This is a genomic window from Williamsia sp. (genome assembly GCF_036566845.1).
Lineage (GTDB): Bacteria > Actinomycetota > Actinomycetes > Mycobacteriales > Mycobacteriaceae > Williamsia.
In genome coordinates this window covers 38,795-49,068 of record NZ_DATCVM010000160.1, presented here as the reverse complement: position 1 = coordinate 49,068, position 10,274 = coordinate 38,795, and the positions used below count along the sequence as shown (strand labels likewise).

The 10,274-nt window shown below is 65.1% G+C and carries 11 protein-coding genes and 1 pseudogene; 6 read left to right on the top strand and 6 right to left on the bottom strand.

Annotation, left to right across the window (positions count from 1 at the left end):
* A pseudogene (locus VIQ49_RS15805) lies at positions 1-551 on the top strand (hypothetical protein); the annotation flags it as partial.
* 27 nt (positions 552-578) lie between these two features.
* Here the strand turns inward: VIQ49_RS15805 and VIQ49_RS15800 are convergent.
* On the bottom strand, positions 579-1,049 hold the full coding sequence (locus VIQ49_RS15800) for a MarR family winged helix-turn-helix transcriptional regulator (RefSeq protein ID WP_331886259.1): 471 nt from the start codon (positions 1,047-1,049) through the stop codon (positions 579-581).
* A gap of 115 nt (positions 1,050-1,164) precedes the next feature.
* On the opposite strand from VIQ49_RS15800, the gene VIQ49_RS15795 reads away from it, so the two are divergent.
* From VIQ49_RS15795 to VIQ49_RS15785, 3 genes are all read left to right on the top strand, one after another.
* A complete protein-coding gene (locus VIQ49_RS15795; RefSeq protein WP_331886257.1) occupies positions 1,165-1,629 on the top strand; it encodes a DoxX family protein in 465 nt (154 codons plus the stop codon).
* 158 nt (positions 1,630-1,787) lie between these two features.
* Positions 1,788-2,210, top strand: coding sequence for a nitroreductase family deazaflavin-dependent oxidoreductase (locus VIQ49_RS15790; RefSeq protein ID WP_331886255.1), 423 nt, complete (start codon positions 1,788-1,790; stop codon positions 2,208-2,210).
* 21 nt (positions 2,211-2,231) lie between these two features.
* Entirely contained in the window at positions 2,232-3,080 is an 849-nt protein-coding gene (locus VIQ49_RS15785; RefSeq protein ID WP_331886253.1) for a hypothetical protein, read from the top strand.
* A gap of 59 nt (positions 3,081-3,139) precedes the next feature.
* Here the strand turns inward: VIQ49_RS15785 and VIQ49_RS15780 are convergent, their stop codons facing one another.
* Together VIQ49_RS15780 and VIQ49_RS15775 are read right to left on the bottom strand one after the other, a co-directional pair.
* Positions 3,140-3,529: a DUF732 domain-containing protein gene (locus VIQ49_RS15780; RefSeq protein ID WP_331886251.1), complete on the bottom strand. Its 390-nt coding sequence runs from the start codon at positions 3,527-3,529 to the stop codon at positions 3,140-3,142.
* A gap of 44 nt (positions 3,530-3,573) precedes the next feature.
* The gene (locus VIQ49_RS15775; RefSeq protein ID WP_331886249.1) at positions 3,574-4,971 is read right to left on the bottom strand and encodes a hypothetical protein; all 1,398 of its coding nucleotides are present in this window, start codon (positions 4,969-4,971) and stop codon (positions 3,574-3,576) included.
* Positions 4,972-5,137: 166 nt separating this feature from the next.
* On the opposite strand from VIQ49_RS15775, the gene VIQ49_RS15770 reads away from it, so the two are divergent.
* Positions 5,138-5,569: a DUF309 domain-containing protein gene (locus tag VIQ49_RS15770; protein WP_331886247.1), complete on the top strand. Its 432-nt coding sequence runs from the start codon at positions 5,138-5,140 to the stop codon at positions 5,567-5,569.
* A gap of 30 nt (positions 5,570-5,599) precedes the next feature.
* On the opposite strand, the gene VIQ49_RS15765 is transcribed toward VIQ49_RS15770, so the two are convergent.
* Positions 5,600-7,141: an NAD(P)/FAD-dependent oxidoreductase gene (locus VIQ49_RS15765; protein ID WP_331886245.1), complete on the bottom strand. Its 1,542-nt coding sequence runs from the start codon at positions 7,139-7,141 to the stop codon at positions 5,600-5,602.
* Positions 7,142-7,201: 60 nt separating this feature from the next.
* Here VIQ49_RS15765 and VIQ49_RS15760 point away from each other — a divergent pair, with 60 nt between their 5' ends.
* The gene (locus VIQ49_RS15760; RefSeq protein WP_331886243.1) at positions 7,202-8,251 is read left to right on the top strand and encodes an AraC family transcriptional regulator; all 1,050 of its coding nucleotides are present in this window, start codon (positions 7,202-7,204) and stop codon (positions 8,249-8,251) included.
* On the opposite strand, the gene VIQ49_RS15755 is transcribed toward VIQ49_RS15760, so the two are convergent.
* Entirely contained in the window at positions 8,211-9,026 is an 816-nt protein-coding gene (locus VIQ49_RS15755) for a HugZ family protein (protein ID WP_331886241.1), read from the bottom strand. The two genes, VIQ49_RS15760 and VIQ49_RS15755, sit on opposite strands and share 41 nt — an antisense overlap.
* A 95-nt stretch (positions 9,027-9,121) precedes the next feature.
* Entirely contained in the window at positions 9,122-10,267 is a 1,146-nt protein-coding gene (locus tag VIQ49_RS15750; RefSeq protein WP_331886239.1) for a thiolase family protein, read from the bottom strand.
* Positions 10,268-10,274: the final 7 nt, after the last annotated feature.

The window sequence follows — 10,274 nt, the reverse complement described above, 5'->3', positions numbered from 1 at the left end:
GGCCCGCCGATCCGCCGTTCGAGGGCATGTGGTGGCTCTACGTGCCGATGCGTTTCGAGAATTTCGCGGTCATCCTCATCATTCAGGAGGATCCGACCGGCTTCCGAACCCTCAACGACTGCACCCGAGTGTGGGCTGACGGCCGAACCGAGCAACTCGGGTGGCCCAGAGTGGCCATCCGCTATGCGTCCGGCACCCGGACTCCCACCGGCGCAACGATCGAATGCACCACGGCAGACGGACATCCGCTGCTGCTCGAGGTCGAATCGCGACTGGCGGTCCCCATTCACGTCGGTGGGGGATACGGCGGTGACCCCGATTGGATTCACGGCACGTGGCACGGTGAGAAGTTCGTCGAACGGGTCAGCTACGACATCACCGACCCCGCGGTGGCCGGCCGGATGATGTTCGGGGTGATCGACCACGTCGGACGAGCCGTCTGCACCGGACCCGGAGGCGATGGTGTCGAGGGGTTCGGGCTGTTCGAACACGGCGCGCTGGGGCGTCACGACCCCTCGGGATTCGCCGATTGGTTCACGTTGGCTCCGTGAGTCGGCGATCGTCTCGCGGGCGGGGGGTCAGCGGGCGGGCGGCGAGCCCGCGTTGATGCGTTTGCCGATCGCCGCGAGCTGCCGGATCTGGGCGCGACTGAGCCGGTCGATGACCAGTGACCGGACATTGGCGGCATATCCCGGTGCGGTCTGGACCACCTTGTCCCACCCTGCGTCCGTCAGTACGGCGTTGGTGAACCGCCCGTCCTCCGGGCACGGGAACCGCTGAACCCATTCGCGTTTTTCGAGTCGTGTGACCACGTGGGACAGCCGCGACAGGGACCCGTAGGACAGATCGGCCAATGCGCTCATCCGCAACGTGCGGTCGGGGGCCTCCGACAACGCCGAGAGGACCTCGTACTCGAAATGGGTGAGCTGGGCGTCGCGAAGTAGCTGTGCGTCAAGTGCGTGAGGCAGGCGTGCCAGTGCGATCGCGACCTGGATCCAGGCGTCCATCTCCTCGTCGTCGAGCCAATTCGGCTCCGGCCCAGTCTGCATTTTCGCAGTCTATTACGACCGCGGTCACTTGACGAGTCACTTGACACATCAACTATAAATTTGTACTGTCAACTTGATACGTCAAGTCAAATACCCACATTAAGGCAGTTCAGACATGAATAACCCCGTCATTCGCAGCGCCGGCATTCTCGTCGCGCGCATCGGTCTCGGCGTCGTCTTCCTCGCGCACGGCCTTCAGAAGTTCCAACAGAACGGATGGGCCGGACCCAAGACCGGGTTCGAGATGATGGACGTGCCGCTCCCCACGGTGTCGGCCTTTGTGGTCACCTGGCTCGAGATCCTCGGCGGAATCGCTCTGATCGCCGGCGTCCTGACCCCGATCATCGGTGCGCTGTTCTTCCTCGACATGCTCGGCGCGCTCTTCGTCACCCACATCGACAACGGCATCTGGGTGGCCGATGGCGGTTACGAACTCGTCTTGTCGTTGGGAATGGGTGCGCTGCTGCTCGCGGTGGTCGGCGCCGGAAAGTTCAGCATCGATGGCGTGCTGGGCACGAAGGTGAGCTGGCTCGGCGCGGACAGCAAGCGCTCGGACGACTTGGTCGGCGCCAACCGCTGACGTTGCCGTCCGGTCCGCCGCGGACTCCGCGCCCGGTCAGGGCGCGGAGTCCGCGGCGGACCCATGCGGTGGGGAAGGGCTGTAATGGGTAGCCTGTGCCAGTGGGGATTCTGACGCCATTGGCGGTAAAAGTTGGCGCGGTCTCGTGGATGCCGAAAATGCTTCCGCTGATTGAGAAGTCGGACGTTCAACTCCAGCGCCTCACGAGAGGGCGCGTGAGTGTGCTCGACATCGCGGGCCTGCCGAACATCGTTCTGCGCGTGCCCGGACGGAAGACCGGCAACATTCGGTCGACACCCCTTCTGTGTGCGCTGAAGGATGACGGTTGGCTCATCGCCGGCTCGTACTTCGGCAATCCAAAGATGCCCACGTGGGTGCTGAACCTGCGGGCCTGCCAGACGGCCGAGGTCGTCCATCGCGGAAAGACGTTGAAGGTCAACTGGAGAGAGATCACTGGACCCGAGCGTGATGAGGTGTGGGCGATCATGCTCGACATCTGGCCGAACTTCGCGATTTACGAAGAGCGGACCGATCGATTGATCCCGGTGTTCTTCCTGAGTAAGGTGACCGCCGACTCGTAGTCATCGGCAGGGGCGATCGCAGTGGACATCAATGAGGTGACCGACGAACTGTACGGCCTGGAGCCGGCAGATTTTGTAGAGATCCGCACAGCGCGGGCGAAGGAGGCCCGATCCGACGGGGATCGCGCACTCGCCAACAAGATCGCGGCGCTGCGACGCCCGACCACTGTTGCGTGGATGGTCAACATCCTGGCGCGCGAACGCGCCGAGGACGTCACGAATCTCCTCGAACTCGGTGAGGCGATGCGTGACGCCCAACGGCACCTGGCCGGTGACGACCTGCGAACCCTGACCACCCAGCGCCAGCACGTCGTTCGGGCGATGGCCAAGCAGGCGGGCGCGTTGGCCGCCGATCACGGATATCAGGCGAGCGAAACTGCGCTTCGAGAGGTCGGACAGTCGTTGCACGCGGCGCTGGCAGATCCCGAGATCGGAGAACTCGTCCGGGCGGGGCGACTGCTGTCCGCCGTCAGCTACAGCGGAATGGGGCCGGCCGGACTCACGTTGGTCGGCGGCAGCGAGCAGAAGCGCGCACGATCTCGGGCCACCCGGGAGGAGGTGTCGGAGGAGGCGCTCAACGAGGCGCGGTCACAGCTCGTCGACGCCGAAGAAGCGCAGCGAGAGGCGGAATCGACGGCCCGCACAGCACAAGACGACGCGGATCGGGCGGCGTCAACTCTGAGCGACGCGGCCGCCAGGGTCGACGATCTGCGGGAGCAACTCACCCAGGCGGAACAGGAACTACAGTTCGCCCGGCGCGCGGAGCAGGCCGCAACAGGTCAGGTCGCGACGTCGGATCGGGAGCTGGAGCACGTTCGCGCGCGGGTGCAGAAGATCCGCACCAGGCTCGAGACACTGGCTGCGGACTGAAGGCGCGAGACGGGGGATCACCAGCCGGTGATCCCCCGCTGATACTGGTTACCTCGGGCTCAGTTGCCGGCCAACTTGCCGACATTTGAGGGGCAGTAGATCGGTACCCCGATGTTGATCAACGTGCGAGCCTTCGAGTCGCTGAGCCCGGTCGAGTCCGCCGTCGACGTCACCGTGTCGTTCAGGCTTGTTCCACCGGACAGGTCATCGCAGGCCGTCCGTGCCGCGGCGATCTGTTCCTCGCGGGTGCCAAACGAGGCGTCCTGCGATTGCAGTGCCTCGGTATAGGCGTTGTCCTGGACGTCTCCGGCTGCGGTGGAGACGTTGTCCATGGCTCTTTCGGCGCTGCTGCGCACCGCGCTGGTGGCCTTGTCGATGTCCTCGCTGCTGCACGCCGCCGCAAATAGCATGCAGCTGACAAATGAAACCAGTGCGACAAGCTTTTTCATACCGTCTCCGCTCTTGTGAAGTGCCTGTCGGAAACGATAGGCGATCAGGTGCCCTGCTCGTCGGCACCGGTCGAACTGGTCGTCGCGATCTGGTCGGTCGTGTCCACCTCGGGGTCGGCCGGGGCATACCCGATGGCGGGTCTGGCGAGCAGCTCGACCGCCAGCAACGCAAGAACCGCGATGAGTGCGGTCATCATCACCACCAGGCCCGACGGGTAATCCCAGAAGACCAGGACGAGAATCGCGATCGCGATGATCCCGACCCGCAGCGGCAGGCGGAACCGGGCCGCGTAGATCTCCGCCGGGTGCGGGATACGACCACTTGCGTTGCCCCTCGTACGGTTCAGGCCCTTGCTGAAGGCACCGCGAATCGCTGCCGCCGATGTGGACGAACCGGTGAGATAGCCGACGAGAGCGATCACGATGGCCAGAACCGCGACGGCGCGCAGGCTGGTGCGCAACGGCACCACCAGGGTGTCGATCAGCACGGCTGCCGCGTCAGTCGACATGACATCAGGCGGCACCGCGTCGAGATAGATCGATCGGCCGATACTGATCGAGATGGCGAGCAACGCCATCGCGATGGCGACACTGACGCCGAACAATGAGAACGCCCGTCGTCGAGATCCCTTGGGCGCGGCCCAGATCGCCGCCGCACCGACCAGCAGGACCAGGAACGGCAACACCGTTGCGGCCTTGTCCAATGCGGAGACCGCGCGTTGTGCCTTCACCAGATCGGGTGACCGGAAGATCACAAACGACTTGTTGATCTCCGGGATGTTCGAGGCGAAGGAGAACCCGCGGTCGGTCAGGGCCCCTTTGACCCGGTCGATGACGGGCTTCAATTCGATGCTGACGGTGCCGTCGTCGTCGACCTGGATGGCCTTGGCGTGATCACCGGTCAGAACAGCAACCAGATTCTCGTGGGCCCGCCGGTTGGCCTCGACCCACAGCGTCTGGAACTGATCGGAGGCGAGCAATCGCTGCACGGTCGATTCGATGAACGACTGGGCCTGCCCGGCGAGTACCGGCGCCAGACCCACCACGGCCGGTGGAACGTTCGGGGCGTTCTCGGTCAGCGCGGTCAGCGCGTCGTTGGTGACCTTTTCGATGTTGGCCTGTCTCATGATCTCGTCGGTGATCTGCGCTGCCAACTCGTCATGCAGGACGGTGCTCTCGGCCAGCGGCGTCACTGTTTCGATGTAGCGATCGGTGTCGAGCACTTCCGCGCGGGCGAAACGCGACAACACAGCCGAGTACGCAAGAATTGCCACGAGGACGAGGAGCAAGGCGGTGGCGGTCCAGCGCAGGCCCCGGTGTTCGCTTCTGGTGGTGCCGTCAGCGGACTGTCCGGCTGGTGCATCGGCGACCTGGCGGCGGAGCCGGAGGAGTTCAGCGCGCTCCGATTCGTCGAGGGGCTGGCCGACAGGGGATGGCTCCATGGGTGATCCTCAATCCTCGGTGGCTGCGAGACGGTGCACGCAGATGAGTGGTCGGTCATCAACGCGGCCGACCATCACCGTAAACCGTTGACTGCGCGCCGGAGTGCGTCACGATGGAAGTTCACCCACAGAAGGTGAGGAAGTCGGTGAGGGAGGTGATTTCCACATGAACGGTCACCGTGACCGGGACGGTGACGGTCGTGCGAGGCAGGCGCGACCGCGAGATGAACTCGGTCGTCCGCTGCCGTATGGCTCCGTCGGTGTCGAGCCGGTGTCCGAAGAGCCGCTGCCGCCGGCGGAAACGATCACCGCGGCCACCGCGCTACTCGAACAGGGCAGGCCGTTCTCGGCGCACGAGGTGTACGAGGTTCGATGGAAGACGTGCCCCGAGGACGAACGAGCTTTGTGGCAGGGCCTCGCGCAGGTCTGTGTGGCGCTGACTCACGAGGCGCGCGGCAATCACCGCGGTGCGACGCGAGTCCTGGAGCGGGCAACTGCGGCGTTTTCGGCGTATCGGGTAACCGCGGGTCCGACGTACGGTCTCGACCTCGACGACGTGATCAGCGGTGCACGCGAGGAGATCCTCGGTGCCCGCTGAGTCGTTGTCGGTGGATTGGGTTGTGCCGGACTATTTCTGGGCCGCGAGTGAAGCGGAACGCATCGATGTCGCTGACGCTCGAGGCGTTCCCTCCAGTGTTTTGCTCAGATTTGCCCTCAGCGTGGTGGCCGAATCGAGCAGATAGTTCTGCCGGACCTTCCATGGGCTGCGATCGCCCTGGCGTGGAAAGGAATCGATCGACCGCTGGACGTAACCCGATGCCAGGTCGAGCAGCGGCTGCGCTTTCAGCGATGGGTCACGCTTGGGAACGACTGCCGCATAGTCGTTGCGCTCCATGAAGTTCAGGACCTTGCACACCAGTCGCGACGTCAGATCGGCCCGCAACGTCCACGAGGCATTGGTGTAGCCGATGCAGATGGCGAAGTTGGGAACCCCGGTGATCATCGCGCCCTGCCAGACGAATTGCTTCGACAATTCGACCGGGTCGCCGTCGACCCGCAGTTCGAGACCGCCGAAGGCCAGTAGTTCCAGACCGGTGGCGGTGACGATCACGTCGGCGGGCAGTGTCCGTCCGGACCGCAGGACAATACCGTCGCGGACCACCGAAGCGATGTGGTCGGTGACGATTTCGGCGTCACCCTTCTTCATCGCCCGGAAGAGATCGGCGTTCGGGATGGCGCACAGTCTCTGATCCCACGGGTTGTACGACGGCGTGAGGTGTTCGGCCACCACTGCCGGATCGTCGAGGATCTTGGTGCTCAATTTGGTCAGCAGCGCACGTGCGGCCTGCGGCCGTCGCTGGCAGAACTGGTAGACGCCGGTGCTGTAGAGGATGTTTTTGGTCCGGATCAGACGATGTGCGGCGCGAGGCGGCAGGACCGAGCGGAGCCTGTCGGCGATCTTGTCCCGGCTCGGGACCGCGCTGATCCAGGTCGGCGAGCGCTGCAGCATCGTCACGTGCGCGGCTGTCGGGGCCATCGACGGAACGAGCGTCACCGCGGTCGCGCCGCTGCCGATGACGACCACCTGCTTGTCGGCGTAGTCGAGGTCCTCGGGCCAGAACTGGGGGTGCACAACACGTCCGGCGAAGGTGTCGAGGCCGGGGATGTCCGGGGAGTAACCCTTGTCGTAGTTGTAGTAGCCCGCGCACGAATACAGGAACCGGCATCGAAGGGTCTGCTCGGTGACGGCGCCCACCGGGTTGGTCTCCCGGGTGGTCAGGGTCCAGAGGCCGACTGCGGTCGAAAAGTCCGCGGCAACAATCTTTGTGCGGTAGCGGATCTTGTCGTCGATGCCGAACTCGGCGGAGGTGTCCTGGATGTACTGCAGGATCGAGGGGCCGTCGGTGATGGATTTCTCGCCACGCCACGGGCGGAACTGATAGCCCAGAGTGAACATGTCGGAATCCGAACGCACACCCGGATAACGGAACAGATCCCACGTACCACCCATGCCGTGGCGGGCTTCGAGGATCGCGTACGACAGATCGGGGCATTCGGTCTGGAGGCGGAACGCCGCTCCGATTCCGGACAGCCCCGCACCCATGATGACCACGTCGAGATCGGCCGTCGGAGCGGTGCCCGGGAATTCGTCATTCACTGTGATCGACATGCATCAAGTCTCCGTACTACTTCGTCTCACCGCTTGATTCTGGGCGACAACTATTTGATCATGGACGACATGTCCGTGATCCGATCGGCCGGTCTGCGGGGCTTTCGGGCACTGGTGGCCGAACTGGGCGGCGATGCCGAACACCTCGCCCGGTCCGCGGGGCTTCCTCCCGCCGCACTCGACAGCGATGATCTGCTGGTCTCCGACTTCGCGATGGCGGACACGCTTGAACTGGCGGCGCAGCAGTTGGATTGCCCCGACCTGGGGTTGAGGCTCGCCGCACGGCAGGACCTCGGCATGCTCGGTCCGCTCGCGCTGGCGATCGCGAACTCGTCGACCCTGGCAGATGCGCTCGAATGCACCTCGAGGTACCTGTTCGTGCACGCCGAGTCGTTGAGTCTGGGGCTCGAGGCCGATCCGTATGAGGTCTCCGGTGTGGTGGCGCTACGGTACGGGTCCCGCACCGACCTGGAGGTGACGGTTCAGGGCACCGACCTCGGACTGGGATTTCTCCATCGATCGATCGAGCGACTGATGGGTGGCCCCTACGGCCTGCGGACCGTGGAGCTGCCCTATCAACCCGCGGCATCCCTCGACCGTTACGAGGAGTTCTTCGGCGTGCCGGTTCGGGTCAACCGGAAGGCGGCGATGCTGCGCGTTCCCACCAGCCTCGCAGCCCGGCCTCTGGCCGGTGCCGACAAGAACCTCCGAATGTTGTCGCGGGCGTTTCTTGCCGAGCAGGCGTCCGATACCGGTCCCGACGCGGCGCCGCGGGTCCGGGCCGCGATCGGGCAGGTGCTGGGTACTTCTCCACCCGAGATCGTTTCTGTGGCAAGGCTACTCGCCACCCATCCACGCACGCTGCAGCGCCGGCTGGCTGCGGAGGGGACGTCTTTCTCGGCGATTCTCGACTCGGTGCGGCGCACCGAGGCGCGCCGGTACCTCACCACCACCGACATGCCGATGGGGCAGGTGGCCGCGATGATCGGGCTCACCGAGCAGGCAACGCTCACCCGGTGCGCGCGTCGGTGGTGGGGTAGTACACCCACCGAGGTCCGGAAGGCCGGCGTCAGGCAGGTGGGTCTGACAGCGCCGACCTCGCGCGCTTAGCCAGTTCGACGGTGGCCATCCGCAGGTCGGCGGCCGCGGTGATCGGCGTGGCATATCCCACGCGGGTGTACGCGATTCCGCGGGGCGTGACCACGCGGAGGTCGAGGCCGTAGCGATCGGCGCCGGTGCACACGGCCTCCGTGGTGTCCGGGAATCCGCCGAGCCCCTGTGCCATCTCTTTGAGGGAATCGGCGTGATCGTTGTTGAGGTGCTCGATGGCGGGCGCGGCCCCGGGAGTCACCGGATCCGGGGTGGCCGCGAGATAGGCCTGCGCAGACGCTGAATCCATCCGGCCGTAGCCGCCCACCCATCGAACGCGTTCGACTCGCAGGACCCAGAGAGCGAAATCGCTGTAGTCGACGTAGTACTTCGCAGCCGGGACCGCGGCCAGGTGTGCCTCGCGTGCCGCGGCGAGTTCGTCACCGGTCGGGCGTTCGACGTGGCCGGCGAGTGTGATCCGCGCGCTCGCGAGGGGATCGGACTGCGCGTTGGGGGCGACGATCGCGATGCTGGCGCGCGGGTTACCGGCAAGATTCCGTCCGTGTTCGGCCATGTTCGAGACACACAGGACCGGTGCCCCGGCGAGCAATCCGTAGGTGACGAACGAGGCCCAGGGGTCGCCGTCTGCGGTCAGGCTGGCCAGCGTGCCGGCATTCGTCGACGCCGCGATCGTCTGGGCCTCTTCGGCCGCCGAAGGTCGAGTCGAGTCGATGACCTCGGTGAGAGGTGCTGGAACGGAGGGTGCGTCACCCGGGTCGCCATGATCGAGAGTCATGTGCGAATCCTACGTCCCGCAAACGCTCCACCAATGCGAAGACGCTCCACATACATGTGGAGCGTCTTCGTAGAAACGGAGCGTTCGCGGTGGTGTTACAGCGACAGGATCGACGCGGCGGCCGTTCCCGGCGCGCCATACACCTGCGCGTAGCCGACGCGCGGGTTGCCGGGAACCTGGCGGTCGCCCGCCTGGCCGCGCAGTTGCAGCACCAGCTCGTGCACCTGGCGGATGCCGGAGGCGCCGATCGGTTCACCGTTGGCGATCAGACCGCCGTCGGTGTTGACCGGCATCGAGCCGCCGATCTCGGTGGCACCTTCGGCGATCAGCTTCTCCTGATCGCCGTCGGCGCAGAAGCCGTTCTCCGCCATGTGGATCACCTCGGCGCCGGCGTCGGTGTCCTGCAGCTGCATGACGTCGACATCCTCGGGTCCGATGCCCGCCATCTCGTATGCGGCCTTGGAGGCGTAGACCGTCGGGGACACATCTTCGTCGATTGCGGCCCAGGTGGCGTGCACCTCGTAGGCGCCGTACGTCCGGGTGCGAATTGCGGTGGAACGCAAGAACACCGGAGAGCCGGTGAAGCGATGGGCGATGTCGGCGCGGCACATGATGACCGCTGCTGCCCCTTCGTCGGGCGCACAGAACATGTAGTGGGTCAACGGCCAGTTGAGCATCTGGGCGTTCAGGATCTCTTCTTCGCTGATCGGCTTGCGGCGGAATGCTTTTGGATTCAATCCGCCGTTGCGGTAGTTTTTCGCCGCGACCTTGGCGAGAGTCTCGACGGAGATGTCGTGGTCGCGGATGTAGCGGCTGGCCTTGATGCCGAAGAACTGCGTGGTGACGAACTGGCCGTTCTCGGCGTACCACGCGGGCAGTCCGAGCATGGCCGGATCTGCGGTGAAGGCGCCACGCGGATGCTTGTCGGTGCCCACTGCGATACCGATGTCGTACTTACCCGATCGGATTCCGTCCGCGGTCTGTTCGATCGCGCTGGCCGAGGTGGCGCAGGCGTTGAACACGTTGGTGAAGGGGATGCCGGTCAGCCCGACCAGGCGGGTGACGGCGTCGGTGTTGTCGACCTCATAGCTGCCGCCGATGCCGAACTGGATGTCCTTCCACTGCGCGCCGGCGTCGGCCAGGGCGAGCTGGATGGCGTCGGCGGCCATCTCGATTGCTGATTTGGTGCCGAATCGACCAAATGGGTGCAGACCCACGCCGATGATCGCAACGTCGTTCATGTTCGGT